Raw genomic sequence first — 16,269 nt, forward strand, 5'->3', positions numbered from 1 at the left:
GACTGGGTCCATCCGTCGTCGGCGTCCGCGCAGACAGGAGCAGGGCATGATCCGTTCAGCCGACATCCGTGAGTGGCGCAACCAGGACGTGGTCGACGTCAAGCAGCGGCGGATCGGGATGCTCGAAGCGGTGTACGTGGACACGGCCACCGACGAACCCGCCATGGCCACCGTCCGGACCGGGCTGCCCACCCGTCACCGGCTGGTCTTCGTCCCGCTCGACGACGTGGTCCTCGGGCCGGGGTACGTCCAGGTCGCCTACGACAAGGGGCAGGTGCGCAAGGCCCCGTCGATCGGTACGGACGACGTGCTGCCCGCCGAGCAGGAGGAGGAGATCTTCCTGCACTACGGCATGACCTACCGGCCGGGCGCCGGGGGCGAACGGCAGCTCGCCCGTCGCTGAACGTACGGAGGAGGTGGTCCGGTGTGATGGCGCTCTTTCTTCTGCTGGTTCTCGTGGCCGTTGTCCTGGGAATCATCGGGACGGTCGCGGACGGGCTGGGGATTCTCCTGGCCGTCGGGATCGTGATCTTCGCCGCCGATCTAGTGTTCTTCGGGGCGCGGCTGTCCCGGCGGGCCCGGCGGCGGCCCGTTCGTTGACGGACGGCGACTCCTACTGCCCCTACTGCTCCTACCGCTCCTACCGCCCGGCGGCTACCGCAGGCGTTACGTCGCAGGTGCCCGACCTTGTCGTGCCGTCCTGGCCCCGCAGCTCCACGGCGATCCGGCCGTCCGGGTCCTGACCGTAGGCGATCGTGCAGGTCAGCTGGCGTAGAGCCGTGCTGTTCAGGGGTCTGAGGGGGAAGGGCAGGAGGGTGGTGATCCTGCCGGACCGGGAGCGGTCCACCTCGATCTTCGCGCCGGGGCGGACCTTCGGGAGGGACGTGGCCAGGCCCGCCGCCAGGTCTGCGGTCTTCGGGCCGGTCAGCAGCTCCGCCACGATCTGCTCCGTCGGTACGGGGCCCGGGTCGTCCTCGGTGTTCTCACTCTCGGTTTCCGGGTAGTAGTAGGTGCCGCCGAACTCGGACGCCGACGGGCGCGTCGAGCGGATCACGGGGCTCAGGCCGCCGTCGGAGGCGTGGAAGAAGAGCACCATGTCGTGGTCGCGGTCGAGGAAGGCCTGCACGCTGGCCGGGGCGCCCGCCTCGATGACGTCGGTCTCCGGGATGCCGGTGCCGCAGCCGCCGAGCAGCAGCGGCATCGCCAGCGCGACAGCTGCCCGCACGGCTGCCTTTGCCGTGGCGGCAGCCGGCCCCCCGCCTCGTCTCATCCGGCTGCTCCCTCCACGTTCAGCGGTATCTCGACCGCGAAGACGGCGCCGCCTCCCGGGCGGTTCCCGGCGTGGATGGTTCCGCCGTGCAGCTTCACGTTCTCCAGGGTGATCGCGAGGCCCAGGCCGCTGCCCGCCGAGCGGGTGCGGGCCGCGTCGGCCTTGTAGAAGCGGTCGAAGATGTGCGGGAGGGACTCCGGGCGGATGCCGGGGCCGCTGTCCACGACGTCGGTGATCAGTACGGACGGGCCCTGGGCGCGGGTCTCGGTGCGCAGGCGCACGGTGACGGGGGCGCCGCCGTGCCGCAGGGCGTTGCCGACCAGGTTCGCGATCACGACGTCGAAGCGGCGCGGGTCGAGCCGCGCCCTTACGCCCTCGGGGAGTTCGGTGCGGATGCGGTCGTCGGTCCAGTGCCGGTTGCCGAGGGTCTTGCGGATCGCCTCGGCCACGTCCACCTCGTCGGCGTTCAGCTCGGCCGCGCGGGCGTCGAAGCGGGAGATCTCCATCAAGTCCTCGACCAGCACGGCGAGTTTGCCGGTCTCCGCGCTCACCAGCCGGACCGCGCGGGCGGTGTCGGCGTCCAGGCCGTCGTCGTCCGCGCCCTCGTCGAGCACCTCGGTGACGGCGAGCATGCCGGCCAGGGGGGTACGCAGTTCGTGCGAGACGTCGGAGGCGAAGCGGCGGGCGCGCGCCTCCGCCTCGCGCAACTCCCGCACCGAACGCTCCAGTTGGGCCGCCGTCTCGTTGAAGGTACGGGCCAGGTCGGCGAGTTCGTCGCTGCCGCGCACCGGAATCCTGGTGTCGAGCCGGCCGCTGCCCATGTGCTGGGCCGCCTCGCGCAGTTTCCGTACCGGACGCAGCACGCTGCGGGCGGCGACCAGGGCCGGGACCAGCGCGACGGCGAGGCCGGGCAGGGCGCCGTCACGGCCGGCCATGAGCAGGGCGTCGACGTTCAGCTCCTCGTCGGTCAGCCGCATGACGGCGTACAGGACGAGCCCGGTGGGCAGCACGCTGTCCGGGCTGGTCTTGAAGACGGTGGGCATGGCGATCGTGAGGTAGGGGACGCCGTCCTTGACGACCCGCTCGAAGCTGCCGTGCGGGTTGGCCCCGGTGACCCCGGCGGCCCGTGCGCTGCGGCGCAGTTCGGGCGTGATGACGGTGGACACCGGGTGCTCGCCGGAGGAGACGCGGATCGAGCCGTACTCGGCGAACACCACCCAGGGGTGCGGCTTGCCCTTGCGGGCGATGTCCCGCAGCACGTCCTGCATGCCCTCCTCCCCCACGGGCAGCCCGAAGCCGGTCAGCTGGACCTGCTCACGGAAGTGGGCGACCGCCGTGTCCTGGGCGGTCTCCAGCAGCGCGTTGCGGGCCTCGCGGTAGGTCAGCGCGGCCGTCGTGCCCGCGCTGACGGCGGCGACCAGCAGGAACGCCAGCAGCAGCCTCGTACGCAGCCCGAACGCTCTGATCCGCGGGCGCCCTGGGCGGGAGCCGCCGGTCACAGGGGGCCGAAGCGGTAGCCGAAGCCCCGCAGGGTCTGGACGTAGCGGGGGCTGCCGTCCGTGTCCTCGATCTTGCCGCGCAGCCGGGCCACGCACGCGTCGACCAGCCGGGCGTCGGCGTGGAAGCTGTGCTCCCAGACGTGCTCAAGGAGCTGCTGCCTGCTGAACACCTGCTCGGGGGCGGCGGCCAGGTGCAGCAGGAGCTTCAGCTCGGAGGGCGCGAGCGCGAGCGGGCGGCCCGCCTTGGTGACGGTCAACCCGGCCCGGTCGATGGTGAGTTCGCCGTACACCTCGATGGCAGGGCGGCCCGTGCCGCCGTCGTCGAGGCGGCGCAGTACGGCCCGGATGCGGGCCTCGATCACCTCGGGGCGGGCGGGCTTGACGATGTAGTCGTCGGCGCCCGCCTCCAGGCCGATGACGACGTCGAAGTCGTCGCCGCGCGCGGTGAGCATGATGATCGGCAGCTGGCTGCGCTCGCGGACCTGGCGGCAGACCTGTACGCCGTTCATGCCGGGCAGCATCAGGTCGAGCAGGAGCAGGTCGGGCCGGAACTCGGCGAGCGCGACGAGACCGGCCTCGCCGGTGGCAGCCGCCCGTACGTCGTGGCCTCGGCGGCGCAGACCGAGTTCGACCCCTTCGCGTACGGAGGGGTCGTCCTCGATGAGGAGCACGCGGGGCATCGGTGGTTCTCCCTAGGTGGTGAGTGGGGGTGATGGGGAGGGGTGGGGTGGGATGGGGTGGGATGGGGTGGGCGTGATGGGGAGGGGTGTTCAGGTGCGGGGCCGTCGTCGGCGTACGCCGTCGAGCAGTGCGTCGAGTTCGGTGAGCCGCAGTGGGCGGATGAGCAGGGCGAAGGTGAGGACGACGGCAGCGGCCCCGGCAGTTGCAGCGGCCGGCGGGCCTGATGGTGCCATGCCATGGGCCGCCAGGTGGCCGAGGGCGGTTGCCGGGACCGCCGCCAGGAGCAGACGGGCGTGGGTGCCGACGGCCGAGGTGCGCAGGGGGCGGCTGACGGCCAGGCGGCGGCTGAGCACCAGGGCGGTCAGCGCCCAGCCCGCGCACAGGGCGAGGGAGTACGCCGCCGCCATGCCGGTCACGGCCCAGCGGGCGGGCAGGAGGTGGGCGGCGGCCAGCGACAGGCCCGCGTTCAGGGTGACGATCACGAGGTTGAGCAGGAACGGCGTACGGGTGTCGGAGAGGGCGTAGAAGGCGCGGGACAGGACGTACTGGCCGGACAGCGCGACCAGGCCCGGCGCGAAGGCCATCAGGATGCCCGCCATGGCCGTCGTGTCGTCGGCGCCTGTCCTGCCGTAGCCGAAGACGAGAGCCATGACCGGCTGCGCGAGGGCGAACAGCGCGCAGGCGGCGGGGACGACGGCGGACGCGCAGACGCGCAGGGCGTGCGAGACGTCGCGGCGTACGGCGGCGGTGTCGCCGTCGGCCGCCGCCGCGCTCATCCGGGGCATCAGCGCCGTGACGACGGAGACGGTGACGATGCCGTGCGGTACGACCCACAGGGCGTAGGCGTTGTTGTAGGCGCCGTAGCCGGGGCCGCCGTCGAGGCCCGCGGTGGTGGCGAGGCGGGTGGTGACCCAGTAGGCGGCCTGGTTGGCGAGGACCAGCAGCACCAGCCAGCCCGCCGCGCGCAGCGGGCGGGTCAGTCCGCTGCCGCGCCAGTCGAAACGGGGGCGCCAGCGGAAGCGGGCCGCGCGCAGGGCGGGGAGGAGGGCGAGGGCCTGGACGGCGATACCGGCGGTGGTGCCCCAGCCGAGTACGGCGGTCTCGGTGGCGGTGAGGGTGTCGTCGCCGCCTCCCATCGCCAGGGCCAGGTACAGGCCGAACACGGTGATCACGACCAGGTTGTTGAGGACCGGCGCCCACATCATGGCGCCGAACCGGCCCCGGGCGTTGAGGACTTGGCCGAGGAGGGTGAACAGGCCGAGGAAGAGGATCTGGGGGAGGCAGTAGCGGGCGAGGGCGGTGGTCATGGCGGCCTGTGGGCCGGTGTAGTCGGTGTACGCGTCGACGATCGCGGGGGCCGCCCAGACGGCGGTCGCGGTGATCGCCAGCAGGGCGATCAGGCAGACGGTGACGAGCCGGTCGGTGTAGGCGGCGCCGCCGTCCTCGTGCTCCTTGGCGGCCCTGACCAGCTCGGGCACGAAGACGGCGTTCAGGGCGCCGCCGAGGAGCAGGACGTAGACGATGGTGGGCAGGGCGTTGCCGACCGCGTAGCCGTCGGCGACGGGGCCGATGGTGCCGAGGGCTGCCGCGACGACGGCGGAGCGGGCGAAGCCGGTGGCCCGGGAGACGATCGAGCCCGCGGCCATGACAGCCATGGCGGCACCGCCACGGGTCGCCGCCGACTTCAGCTGCGTAGTGGTGGTCGGGGTCGTCTGGGTCGTCCGGGTCATCGGCGGTTCAGGTAGGCCTGGAAGGCGCGGTGGAGGGTGTGGTTGGCGCTGCCCGCCAGGGGCCGCTCCCACTCCCCCAGCGTCTCGACGACCTGTCCGCCGGTGCCGAGCTTCCAGCGCAGCAAGCCGTACGTCCGGACGTCCGGATCGAGGGTGGAGGGCACCCCGCGCATGTCGTAGACGTCGGCGCCCAGGGCGTGGGCGTCGAGCAGCATGCGCCACTGGAGGGCGTTGGAGGGGCGGACCTCGCGGCGGTGGTCGGCGGAGGCGCCGGTCTGGTACCAGGCCCGGCGGCCGACGGTGATCATCGTGTGGGCGGCGAGGATCTCGCCCCGGTGACGGGCGAGGTACAGCTTCATCCGGCCGGGTTCCTCGGCGTTGAGGGCGGCGTACTGGCGCTCGTAGTAGGCGAGGGAGCGGCCGAGGCGGAAGCCGTCGCGTCGCTCGGTGATGCCCAACAGGCGGTGGAACTCGGTGAGTTCGGCCGCACTGCCGACGACCACCTCCACGCCCTCCTTCTGGGCGCGGCGGACGTTGCGGCGCCATTCCTGGTTGAGGCCGGACCAGAGGTCCTCGGTGGTGCGGCCGGCGAGGGGCACCTGGAAGACGTGCCGGGGCTGGGCGTCAGCGTCCCCTCCGGTTCCGCCCGCTCCGGTGCCGTCGCCGCCGCAGCGGCGCCAGCCCCGGGCGCGCAGCCGTTCGGCGACGGCGGTGCCGAGGGGGTCGACCTCGCTGGCGAGTACGTCGCCGAGGCGGCGGCCGGGTCCGGCGAGCGGCTTGAGCAGGGCGGCGTCCCAGCGGCGGTAGGCGGGCGAGGGGCCGATACGGACGGCGAAGGCGCCGGTGCGGCGCAGGTGGTCGAGGAGCGGGCCGAGCCAGCGGTCGAGGTCGGGGTCGGCCCAGTCGGCGACGGGTCCCTCGGGGAGGTAGGCGAAGTACTTGCGGGTGCCGGGGAACTGGCGCAGCAGCACGAGGGCGACGCCGGTGAGCCGGCCGGCCTCGGGATCCGGTCCCCAGCCGAGGAGTTGGGACCGCCAGCCCTCCTTGACGTCGGCCCAGGAGGGGCACTGGAGGAATCCGGCGCCGAGGGCGGACCCGGCGGGGGACGCGAGGAAGGCGCGGTAGGTCTCCGCGGTGATGGTTCGCAGGGCCACGCCCCGGTCCCGTGCGTGGGGCAGGTGGCTGGGCGGCACGAGCAGCGCTGACACAGTCTGGCCTCTCCTTCTCCCCGGGCGTTTTCGCGGGCCTGGTCCCAGGCCTTCTCGCGGGCCTGTCCTCAGACCTTTCGCGGGCCTCTTCGCGGGCCTTTTTCGTGGGGTCGCAAAGGATGCTCACAGCCGACCGTGACCGCTCCGTCCGGCGAATGTGACCGGAGCATGACCGTTCCTCACCAGTGGCCGTCATACAGCCCGAAGGCGGCTGACCTCGGGTTTTACGGCTCTACAGTCACGACATCCGCCGACTCGGCAAACCCTTTGTCACCTCGCTCCCGCCTCCCGGAGGTCCAGATGTCTCGCACACCCGCATCAACGAACGCCCGCGTCCGGGCCACCGTCGTGACGGCGCTGCTGGCCCCGCTCACCCTGGCCGCGTGCACGTCGAACGGCGCTACCGGCGCGCCGGACGCGAAGGTGAAGCCGACCGTCGCGGACCGCCCGGTGACGGTGACCGTCACGCCCACGGGCGAACGGGTCCCGGCGGGCGCCCCGGTACGGGTCAGGGCGACGGGCGGCCGGCTCACCTCGGTGACGGTCACCGACGCCGAGGGCCACCGGCTCACGGGGAAGGTCGCCGCCGACGGCCGCTCATGGGTCTCCGCCCGCAAGGCGGCACCCGGCGCGGCCTACACGGTCACGGCGGCGACCAGGACGACCGGGAGCGGCAAGGCGGCGACCACCAAGGCCGCCTTCACCACGGCTCCGGCGGAGAAGGTGAACAAGGTGGACTGGCGCCCGGGCGCGGGTGCGACGGTCGGTGTCGCCCAGCCGATCTCCCTGGTCTTCGACAACCCGGTGAAGAACAGGGCCGAGGTGGAGAAGCAGCTGCGCATCACCACCTCGAACGACACCGAGGGCTCCTGGGGCTGGATAACCGACTGGTCGGGCAAGGACCGGGTGGACTGGCGCCCCCGGACGTACTGGCAGCCGGGCACGAAGGTCACCCTGAACGCCGCCCTGAACGGCACGGACTCGGGCACGGCGGGCGGCTGGTTCGTACGGGACTACACGACGACGTTCACCATCGGCGCCCAACAGATCGCCAAGGTCGACCTGGACAACCACCAACTCACCCTGGTCCGCGACGGCAAGACGATCCGCACCATCCCGGTCTCCGGCGGCACCCCCGGCGGCGACCGGCGCTCCTGGCGCGGAACGGCCGTACTGATGGCCAAGGAGGGCACGATCAACATGAACTCCGAGACGGTGAACCTGGGCAACGCCTACAACAAGATGGTCGACCACTCGATGCGCCTGACCTGGTCGGGCATGTACGCCCACGCGGCCCCCTGGAACGCCCGCTACTTCGGCAACTCCAACCACAGCTCGGGCTGCATAGGCATGAGCGACGCGGACGCGGCGTGGTTCTACGACCAGGTGCGGCCGGGCGACCCCTTCGAGATCACGGGCAAGGACACGAAGGGGGTGGTGGCGCCGGGGAACGGGTTCGGGGCGTGGAATCTGTCGTGGGGCGCTTGGCAGGGGAAGAGTGCGTTGCGTTGAGGGAGTTGGGGGAGTCGAGGTAGCTGGGCAAACCGAGGCCTTGCGGGGTGGCGACGACCCCGACGTCCCAGCGCCGCCCGTGCGCCGCGTCGACCAACTTGCCGCCCCGCCCAGCTCGAAGCCCCAGCTCGAAGCCCCAGGTCAAGGACCCGGGGCCAAGGGCAGGGCACGTTTGGACCGGGGAGTCAGCTCGTTGAGCCGAAGTCCTGGGTCCAGTAGTTGCCCGGTTGGGCCAGGCCTATGCCTATTTCCTTGAAGCCGCAGTTCAGGATGTTCGCTCGGTGGCCCGAGCTGTTCATCCAGCCGTCCATGACGCTCTCCGGCGTCGTGTAGCCCGCCGCCACGTTCTCGCCCGCCGACCTGAACTTGTAGCCGACGCGGGTCAGGCGGTCGCTCATCGACGAGCCGTCCGAGCCGGTGTGGGACATGTTCTGGTGGTCCGCCATGTCCTGGCTGTGGTCCTGGGCCGCCTTCGTGAGCTTCTCGTTCTCCGTCAGGGCCGCGCAACCCGCCTTCGCCCGTTCGGCGTTGACCAGGGTCAGGACTCGTTCCGTGGGCGTCGGGGTCGCTGCCGCGGTCGGGGTCGACGTGGTCTCCGTCGGCGTGCTGCTCGGGGTCGCCGTCGGGGTCTGGTCCTCCAGCGTGCCCGCCGTGGGCGTTGCCGTCGGGGTGGCCGTCGTCGGCGAGGGGGACGCGCTCGGGGTCGCCTTCGCGGGCGACTCGCTCGGAGTCGCGGACGGTGTCGCCGGCGTGGTCGCGGACGGGGTCGGGGACGCCGTCGGGGTCGGGGTGCTCGACGGCTTCGGGGGTGTTGGCGGGGTCTGCTTTCCCCAGCCCCACCACGAGAACGAGACGATGCTCCAGCCGCCCGCATCGCTGCCGCTCGCCTGAGCCGCCGTGGGAATGCCCACGGCGCCCACGACCACCACAGCGGCGACCGCGCCGGTTATCTTCCGGCGTCTCGGTTTCTGGCGGTGCTTGGTCGTACGTCCGGTCATGCGTGGCCTCTTTCAGTGGTCCGGTTACCGCCGGTAAATGGGTCCCCCACAGCCCGTTCACCGGCCTTGGCCCTGCAGAGCCCGGTCATTATGGGGAGCGCCGAGCACGCCGGGCAACGAACACCCCCTCCGCCGAACGGCGTTCGGCGGAGGGGGTGTTGACAGGGCGTCCGGTCGGCGGGAGGGCGGGAACCGGCCCGTCCTCACCCTCCCTTCGCCCCTTGCGCACACTTGCCACCAGCGCAAAGGTTCATTTTTGCGACCGCGATCATCGGCGCGACACTCTCGGCGAATGAGCCTCTCCTGGCGGCAAGGTCCCGTTCGGTCACCAAAACGGCACAGTTGCCGCTATTGGCGATCAGCCAATTACCTCCAACGAGTGCAATTCCGGCGTGATACAGATCACCTCGAATTGAGGTGTGGGAGTCCGCGGCCCGGCTGTGAATCGAAAGTGAACGGAATTCGGCGGCAACCTATTCGCCGTGGGCGGCAACTGATACCACCAAAACCGCCTCCCTCACGGCGCCACCACGCGCCGTCGCCCGCGACCGTCAACTGGTCGGCATCAGCACCGTGTCGACGATGTAGACGTTGGCGTTGGCGGTCTTCACGTCGCCGCAGACCACCTTCGCCGAGTCGTTCACGGTGTACGACTCCCCCGAACCTGCCGTCGTCAGCTTCGACTTCTCCAGCGTGTCGAAGGAACCGCTCGCCAGATCCGTAGGCGTCAGCTTCTGGCCGACCACGTGGTACGTGAGGATCTTCGTCAACTGGGCCTTGTCGGCCAGGACCTTGTCCAGCGTCGCCTTGGGGATCTTGGCGAAGGCGTCGTTCGTCGGCGCGAACACCGTGATGTTCTGGGCGTTGTTGAGGGTGTCGACCAGCCCCGCCTTCTGCACGGCCGCCACCAGCGTCGACAGGGCCGGGTTGTTGGACGCGGCCGTGGCCACCGGGTCCTTCGCCATGCCGTCGAAGGAACCGGCGCCGTCCGCCGGGACCGACGAACAGGCCGGCCCGAAGGGGGCGTCCGCCGAAGAGGCGTTGCCGCTGCCGGAGTTGGTCATGCCGTCGTCCTCCGTGGCGGCCGGGGCCGACGCCTTCGTGGAGGCGTCCGACTTGGCCGAGTCGGCGTCGTTGTCGGAGCACGCCGTCAGGGCCAGCGGCAGGACGGCCGCCGCGGCCACGGTCATGGCGATTCGGCGCATGCGTGTGTTCATGGTGTCTCTCCTGGGGGTGAATTGCATGGATGTGCGGATGGATGTACGGGTGGGTCAGTCGACGGTCACGACCACCGAGTGGTGGCCGGCGGCGCCGTCGGGGATCGTGGGCGTGCGTTTCGCGGGCTGGACCGTGCCGGTGCGGTCGGTGGCGCGCACGGTGAGGGTGTGGCCGCCCCTGGTGGCCTGCCAGGGGAAGGACCACTGGCGCCAGGTGTCCCGGGAGTCCTCGGCCGCGAGCCGGGCCTCCTGCCAGGGGCCGTCGTCCACCCGGACCTCGACCCTGTCGACGCCCCGGTGCTGCGCCCAGGCGACCCCGCCGACCATGACGGGACCGGCCTCGGGGCGGGCGAAGGGCTTCGGGGTGTCGATGCGCGACTGGGTCCTGACCGGCGCCCTGCGGGCCCAGCCGCGCTTGACCCAGTAGGGGTCGTAGGCGTCGAACGTGGTCAGCTCGATGTCCTCGATCCACTTGCAGGCGGACACGAACCCGTACAGGCCGGGCACCACCATGCGGACCGGGAAGCCATGGGCGAAGGGGAGCGGTTCGCCGTTCATGCCGACGGCGAGCAGGGCGTCGCGGCCGTCAAGCACGTCCTCGACCGGGCTGCCGATGGTCATGCCGTCCACCGACCGGGCCACCAGCTGGTCGGCCGGTCCGCCCCGCGACGGCGGCCTCACCCCGCACTCGGCCAGCAGCTCGTCCAGTCGTACGCCGATCCAGCGGGCGTTGCCGACGTAGGGGCCGCCGACCTCGTTCGACACACAGGTGAGGGTGATGTCGCGTTCGATCAGCTCGCGCCGGAGGAGGTCGTCGAAGGACAGCGTTACCGGGCGGGTGACGCCCCGGCCGTGGATGCGCAGCCGCCACGCGGTCGCGTCGACCTTGGGCACCACCAGCGCGGTGTCCACCCGGTAGAAGTCCTTGTTCGGTGTCGTGAAGGGGCTGATGCCGGGAATCCGGAGCTGCGCGCCCCTGGGGACCGCGGGGGCCGGGGAGGCCGGTGCGGGCAGCACCAGGTTCGCCCGGGAGGCGACGGCGTCACGCCCTCGCGTCCCGTTCAGCGCCCGCCCCAGCACCCCGGCCCCGGCGGACGCCACCGCGGCGGCGGACGCGGCCAGCACGAACCCGCGCCGGTCCCAGCCGGGCCCCTGCGGAGTCTCGACGGATTCCCTCGTGGGCGGGTCCGGCACCGCCCCGCCCGCCATGAGCCGACCGGCGAGCACGAACAGCACAACCGCCCCGGCCACCGCGCCCACCGCCGACGGCAGTGCGTCCGCCGGGCCCGTCGAGTCCGGTCTGCCCGTGGCCGCCAGGGCGCCGACGACCCCGAACAGCAGGACCCCCGCCGCCCCGGTCCGCCGGTACCGCAGCGCGGTAATTCCCAGTGCCAGCGCGAAAAGGGTCAGGACCGCCAGAATTCCGAGCTGCAGGACCAATTTGTCGTCGGTGCCGAAATTCCGGATCGCCCAGTCCTTGACCCCGGCCGGCGTACGGTCGATCGCCGCACCGCCGACCGCGACGACGGGTCCGGCCTCCGGCCGCACGCCCGCCGAGACCAGCTCGGCGACGGCGAGCGAGGCGAAACCCGCGAGAACGCCGCTGAACGCCCCGAGCGCCCGCCTCGACCACCGGCGGCTAAGCCGGTGCCGGGAAGACCACCGCAGGGAATTCCGCGCTTCCTTCTCGTTCTCCTCGTTCGTCACGTGGGGAATCCGGCCCTGAAAGCCCGGCGGATTGGTCGGTCACCCGATCGAGGGAAATTGCTTTTCAGACCAATCCGCTCGCCCCGCAGCTTCGGATTACGCGCGAGATCCATGTCCGCGTCCGACCGGGAGGAGAGGCGATGTCACCCACGCCAGCAAGCGCCGCGCAGGGGCGGGAGCGGGAGCGGCGTACCGCTGTGATCGGCAGCGGAGTGGCGGGCCTGACCGCCGCCCATGTGCTCGCGCGAGCACACCACGTCACGCTGTACGAGGCCGACGACCGGCTCGGCGGGCACGCCCACACCCACGAACTGGTGTCACACGGCGAGACGTACCGCGTCGACTCCGGCTTCATCGTGCACAACCACCGCACCTACCCGAACCTCCTCCAGCTCTTCGCCGAACTCGGCGTAGCCACACAGGAGTCGGAGATGAGCATGTCGGTACGGTGCGAGGGCTGCGGACTGGAGTACGCCGGCGCCCGCGGCCCCGCCGGACTGCTCGCCCGCCCCCGCAACGCCCTCAGCCCGGCCTATCTGCGCCTCCTCACCGAGGTCCCCGCCTTCCACCGCACCGCCCGCCGACTCCTCACGCAGGATGAGCAACAGGCACTCACCCTCGGGGAGTTCCTGGACGCCGAACGCTTCTCCCCTTACTTCCGCACCCACTTCATGACCCCGGTCGTATCCGCCGTCTGGTCCTGCGACGCCGAAACCGCCCTGCGGTACCCGGCCGCCTACCTGTTCCGCTTCCTGGAGCACCACGGCATGCTCTCGGTGGGCGGTTCGCCGACCTGGCGCACCGTCACCGGCGGCTCCCGCTCCTACGTCGACGAAGTCGCCGCCCGGCTGGGCGCGATACGCCTCGCCGACCCGGTCCGCGCCCTGCGCCGGCACCCCGACGGCGTCAGCCTCACCACCGAGGACGGCACGACACACTCGTACGACTCCGTGGTCGTCGCCACCCACCCGGACCAGGCGCTGCGGCTGCTGGCCGACGCCACCCCGCAGGAGAAGGAGGTGCTCGGCGCCTTCCGTTACTCCCGCAACACCACCCTGCTGCACACCGACACCCGGCTGCTGCCCCGGGCGCGCGGGGCGCGGGCCTCGTGGAACTACCTGATGCCCGCCTGCGACGCGGGCGCCGACCGGGTCCGGGTCAGCTACGACATGAACCGGCTCCAACGGCTCGACGCCGCCGAGACGTTCGTCGTCACGCTCGGCGGCGAGGACCGGGTCGACCCCGCCCTGGTCCGGGCCCGGATGGTCTACGAACACCCCGTCTACACCCCGGAGTCGGTGGCCGCCCAGCAGCGGCTGCCCGAACTGGCCACCTCCGTGACGGCGTTCGCGGGCGCCTACCACGGCTGGGGCTTCCACGAGGACGGCTGCCGCTCCGGCGTGGAGGCCGCCGCCGCACTGGGGGTGCGATGGTGACCGCCTCGCCACCGGCTCTCATACCGGCACCCGCGCCCGCCCTGTACCGCTGCGCGATCGTCCACGTACGCACCGCGCCCTGGCGGTACACGCTCCGCCACCGCACCTACATGTGGCTCGTCGACCCCGACCGGATCCCCCAACTCCCGTGCCCACTGCGCCCGTTGGCCCGTTTCGAGGCACGTGACCACTTCACCGGCGAGCACGCGTCCGTCCGCGCCGGACTGGACGCCTTCCTCGCCGGCCAGGGGGCTGAACCGGCCGGCGGACGGGTCGTGATGCTCACCCACGCCCGGGTGTTCGGGTACGTCTTCAACCCGCTCACCCTCTACTGGTGCCACGACCCCGAAGGCACCGTCCGCCATGTCGTCGCCGAGGTCCACAACACGTACGGCGAACGCCACTCCTACCTGCTCCACCCGGACGCCTCGGGTACGGCGGAGGTGGACAAGGAGTTCTACGTCTCGCCGTTCTTCCCGGTCGACGGCCACTACCGCATGCGCCTGCCCGCGCCCGGCGAACGGCTCGACCTCACCGTGCACCTCGAACGCGAGGGCGGCAGGCCGTTCACCGCGACCGTACGCGGCACCCGGCACGAGGTCCGCACCGGAACCCTGCTGCGGCTCGCCCTGCGCCGCCCCTGGTCCACCCTCGCCGTCGCCGCCGCCATCCGCGTGCACGGCATCCGCCTGTATCTGCGCGGGCTACCGATCCAGCCCAGACCAGTCCACGATCACAAGAACAGGGAGAACTCCGTATGACGACAGCCGAACTGCGCACCGGCGACGCGGGGCGGACCGTGGCCGTGCCCCTCGGGCGGGCCGCCGTGGACGCCGACCGCTGGCCCGACGTCGCCGCGCCCCCGGACGCCTCGCGGGCCCGGACGGCCGTCGCCGCAGCCGTCGTACGACGTGCCCTGCGCGAACTGCCGCTGCACGTACGGTTCCCCGACGGCGGCTCGCTCGGGAAGGGCGGGCCTGTGGTGGACGTACACGATCCGAAGGCGTTCCACGGGCGGATCGGCGCGCAGGGGCTCGTCGGGTTCGGGGAGTCGTACATGGCGGGCGAGTGGGACGCGCCCGATCTCGTCGGCGCGCTCACCGTGCTGGCCGGGCACGCGGCCGAGCTGATCCCCGTACCGCTGCAACGGCTGCGCGGGCTGTGGGCGCTGCGGCACCCGGACGCCCAGCGGAACACCCCCGAGGGCTCCCGCGCCAACATCAGCCACCACTACGACCTTTCCAACGACCTCTTCGCCCTCTTCCTCGACGACACCCTCAGCTACTCCTCGGCCGTGTTCCGCGGCTTCCCCGCCGATTGGGACCTGCTCGCCGCCGCCCAGCACCGGAAGATCGACCGGCTGCTCGACCTCGCCGAGGTGCGGGAGGGCAGCCGGGTGCTGGAAATCGGTACCGGGTGGGGCGAGTTGGCGATCCGGGCCGCCGCGCGCGGCGCGGACGTCACCTCGCTCACCCTCTCCCGGGAACAGCGCGACCTCGCCCGTGAACGGGTCGCGGCGGCCGGTCTCGCCGACCGCGTCTCGATCGAACTGTGCGACTACCGCGAGGCGCGCGGCAGTTACGACGCCGTCGTGAGCGTCGAGATGATCGAGGCCGTCGGCGCCGACTTCTGGCCCGTCTACTTCCGCACCCTCGACGAACGCCTGGTCCCCGGCGGACGCGCCGCCCTCCAGGCGATCACCATGCCCCACGACCGGATGCTGGCCTCCCGTTCCACCTTCACCTGGATCCACAAGTACGTGTTCCCCGGCGGCCTGTTGCCCTCCGTGGAAGCCGTCGCCGACACCGTCCGCGACCACACCCGGCTCACGGTCACCCGCCGGGACGCGTACGGCGCCCACTACGCGGAGACCCTGCGCCTGTGGCGCGAACGCTTCACCGAACACGCCGACGACGTGGCCGCGCTCGGCTTCGACGAGACGTTCCGGCGGATGTGGACCTTCTATCTCGCCTACTCCGAGGCCGGTTTCCGCTCCGGGTATCTGGACGTCCAGCAGTACCTGCTGACCAAGGGAGCGGAGAGGGCGGAGGGAGCGCAGGGGGCGGAAGGGACGGAGGAGGTGGATCTGCCGTGAACGGGTTCGACTGGGCCGCCTTCGGCAGCGGACTCGGCTGGTCCGCCGTCGCCGCCCTCGGCGTCATGCTGGCCACCTTCGGTGTCGCCCTGCGCAAGGGCATGCACCGGATCGTGGACGTCGCCTGGGGGCTCGCGTTCGCCGCCGTCGCGCTGGTGGGGTTCGTGGCGTCGGCGGGGATCGGGGACCCCGGTCGGCGGGTGCTGGTCACCGTCCTGACGGTCGGGTGGGGGCTGCGGCTGGCGGGGCACATCGCCCTGCGCGGACGCGGCCACGGCGAGGACCCGCGTTACGAGGCCATGCTGGCCAAGGCCCCGGGCAGCCCGAACCTGTACGCGCTGCGCATGGTCTATCTGCTCCAGGGCGCCCTGGTGTGGCTGGTGTCGCTGCCGGTGCAGGCGGCCCAGTACATCGCCGGGCCCATGAGTGCGGTGGCCTGGGCGGGCGGCTGTCTCTGGGCCGTGGGGGTGTTCTTCGAGGCGGTCGGGGACGCCCAGCTGGCACGGTTCAAGGGGGACCCGGCGAACAAGGGGCGGATCATGGACCGGGGGCTGTGGCGCTACACCCGGCACCCCAACTACTTCGGGGACTTCTGTGTGTGGTGGGGGCTGTTCCTGATCGCCTGCGACTCGCCGGCCGCGGCGGCGGTCTCCGTCGTCTCGCCCGTGGTGATGAGCCTGCTGCTCACCAAGGGGAGCGGGCAGCGGCTGCTGGAGCGGCACATGGCTCAGCGGCCGGGGTATGCCGAGTACGTGGCCCGGACCAGCGGGTTCTTTCCGCTGCCGCCCAGGTAGACCACACCAGGACGGGCGGAGCCCTCCCCTGCGGGGCTCCGCCCGTCCCGTACTCGGTGGGGCAGTTCTCGGTGGGGCAGTTCTCGGTGGGGCAGTACGAGGTGGGGCAGTACTCGGTGGGG

Annotated in this window: 16 protein-coding genes; 8 read left to right on the plus strand and 8 right to left on the minus strand. The window is 71.9% G+C overall.

Features of this window, described 5'->3' with window-relative positions:
• Window positions 1-46 precede the first annotated feature (46 nt).
• Window positions 47-403 (plus strand): PRC-barrel domain-containing protein, encoded by a 357-nt coding sequence (locus CW359_RS21065; RefSeq protein ID WP_105971622.1) that lies wholly within the window; start codon window positions 47-49, stop codon window positions 401-403.
• Window positions 404-429: 26 nt separating this feature from the next.
• On the plus strand, window positions 430-600 hold the full coding sequence (locus tag CW359_RS45910; protein WP_198655313.1) for a hypothetical protein: 171 nt from the start codon (window positions 430-432) through the stop codon (window positions 598-600).
• 40 nt (window positions 601-640) lie between these two features.
• On the opposite strand, the gene CW359_RS21070 is transcribed toward CW359_RS45910, so the two are convergent.
• From CW359_RS21070 to CW359_RS21090, 5 genes are all read right to left on the minus strand, one after another.
• Window positions 641-1,270 carry a hypothetical protein gene (locus CW359_RS21070; RefSeq protein WP_105971623.1) on the minus strand — a complete coding sequence of 210 codons (630 nt, stop codon included), beginning with the start codon at window positions 1,268-1,270 and terminating at the stop codon, window positions 641-643.
• Window positions 1,267-2,769: a sensor histidine kinase gene (locus CW359_RS21075; protein ID WP_232838498.1), complete on the minus strand. Its 1,503-nt coding sequence runs from the start codon at window positions 2,767-2,769 to the stop codon at window positions 1,267-1,269. The genes CW359_RS21070 and CW359_RS21075 overlap by 4 nt, the downstream gene beginning before the upstream one ends.
• Entirely contained in the window at window positions 2,766-3,449 is a 684-nt protein-coding gene (locus CW359_RS21080) for a response regulator transcription factor (RefSeq protein ID WP_105971625.1), read from the minus strand. The genes CW359_RS21075 and CW359_RS21080 overlap by 4 nt, the downstream gene beginning before the upstream one ends.
• Window positions 3,450-3,539: 90 nt before the next feature.
• Window positions 3,540-5,180 carry a murein biosynthesis integral membrane protein MurJ gene (murJ, locus tag CW359_RS21085; RefSeq protein WP_105971626.1) on the minus strand — a complete coding sequence of 547 codons (1,641 nt, stop codon included), beginning with the start codon at window positions 5,178-5,180 and terminating at the stop codon, window positions 3,540-3,542.
• A complete protein-coding gene (locus tag CW359_RS21090; protein ID WP_105971627.1) occupies window positions 5,177-6,388 on the minus strand; it encodes a lipid II:glycine glycyltransferase FemX in 1,212 nt (403 codons plus the stop codon). Before CW359_RS21090 ends, murJ begins: the two co-directional genes overlap by 4 nt.
• A gap of 300 nt (window positions 6,389-6,688) precedes the next feature.
• On the opposite strand from CW359_RS21090, the gene CW359_RS21095 reads away from it, so the two are divergent.
• A complete protein-coding gene (locus CW359_RS21095) occupies window positions 6,689-7,900 on the plus strand; it encodes a L,D-transpeptidase (protein WP_105971628.1) in 1,212 nt (403 codons plus the stop codon).
• Window positions 7,901-8,085: 185 nt separating this feature from the next.
• On the opposite strand, the gene CW359_RS47390 is transcribed toward CW359_RS21095, so the two are convergent.
• Complete coding sequence (locus CW359_RS47390; RefSeq protein ID WP_332874990.1) at window positions 8,086-8,442, minus strand: CAP domain-containing protein; 357 nt, start codon at window positions 8,440-8,442, stop codon at window positions 8,086-8,088.
• On the opposite strand from CW359_RS47390, the gene CW359_RS47395 reads away from it, so the two are divergent.
• The gene (locus CW359_RS47395) at window positions 8,345-8,791 is read left to right on the plus strand and encodes a hypothetical protein (RefSeq protein ID WP_332874991.1); all 447 of its coding nucleotides are present in this window, start codon (window positions 8,345-8,347) and stop codon (window positions 8,789-8,791) included. The genes CW359_RS47390 and CW359_RS47395 overlap by 98 nt on opposite strands.
• Before the next feature lie 658 nt (window positions 8,792-9,449).
• Here CW359_RS47395 and CW359_RS21110 read toward each other — a convergent pair.
• Both CW359_RS21110 and CW359_RS21115 read right to left on the minus strand, forming a co-directional pair.
• Window positions 9,450-10,115: a fasciclin domain-containing protein gene (locus CW359_RS21110; RefSeq protein WP_105971631.1), complete on the minus strand. Its 666-nt coding sequence runs from the start codon at window positions 10,113-10,115 to the stop codon at window positions 9,450-9,452.
• Between the two features lie 54 nt (window positions 10,116-10,169).
• The gene (locus CW359_RS21115) at window positions 10,170-11,783 is read right to left on the minus strand and encodes a sulfite oxidase (protein WP_105971747.1); all 1,614 of its coding nucleotides are present in this window, start codon (window positions 11,781-11,783) and stop codon (window positions 10,170-10,172) included.
• A gap of 179 nt (window positions 11,784-11,962) precedes the next feature.
• Between CW359_RS21115 and CW359_RS21120 the strand changes: the two genes are divergently transcribed.
• The 4 genes from CW359_RS21120 to CW359_RS21135 are packed head-to-tail and all read left to right on the plus strand — an operon-like array spanning window position 11,963 to window position 16,147.
• On the plus strand, window positions 11,963-13,258 hold the full coding sequence (locus CW359_RS21120; RefSeq protein WP_105971632.1) for an NAD(P)/FAD-dependent oxidoreductase: 1,296 nt from the start codon (window positions 11,963-11,965) through the stop codon (window positions 13,256-13,258).
• Window positions 13,252-14,019: a DUF1365 domain-containing protein gene (locus CW359_RS21125; protein ID WP_105971633.1), complete on the plus strand. Its 768-nt coding sequence runs from the start codon at window positions 13,252-13,254 to the stop codon at window positions 14,017-14,019. Before CW359_RS21120 ends, CW359_RS21125 begins: the two co-directional genes overlap by 7 nt.
• Window positions 14,016-15,353 carry a class I SAM-dependent methyltransferase gene (locus tag CW359_RS21130; protein ID WP_105971634.1) on the plus strand — a complete coding sequence of 446 codons (1,338 nt, stop codon included), beginning with the start codon at window positions 14,016-14,018 and terminating at the stop codon, window positions 15,351-15,353. Before CW359_RS21125 ends, CW359_RS21130 begins: the two co-directional genes overlap by 4 nt.
• Complete coding sequence (locus CW359_RS21135) at window positions 15,350-16,147, plus strand: DUF1295 domain-containing protein (protein WP_105971635.1); 798 nt, start codon at window positions 15,350-15,352, stop codon at window positions 16,145-16,147. Before CW359_RS21130 ends, CW359_RS21135 begins: the two co-directional genes overlap by 4 nt.
• Window positions 16,148-16,269: the final 122 nt, after the last annotated feature.

Origin of the sequence: Streptomyces geranii, assembly GCF_002954775.1 — a bacterium.
Classification (GTDB): Bacteria; Actinomycetota; Actinomycetes; order Streptomycetales; family Streptomycetaceae; genus Streptomyces; species Streptomyces geranii.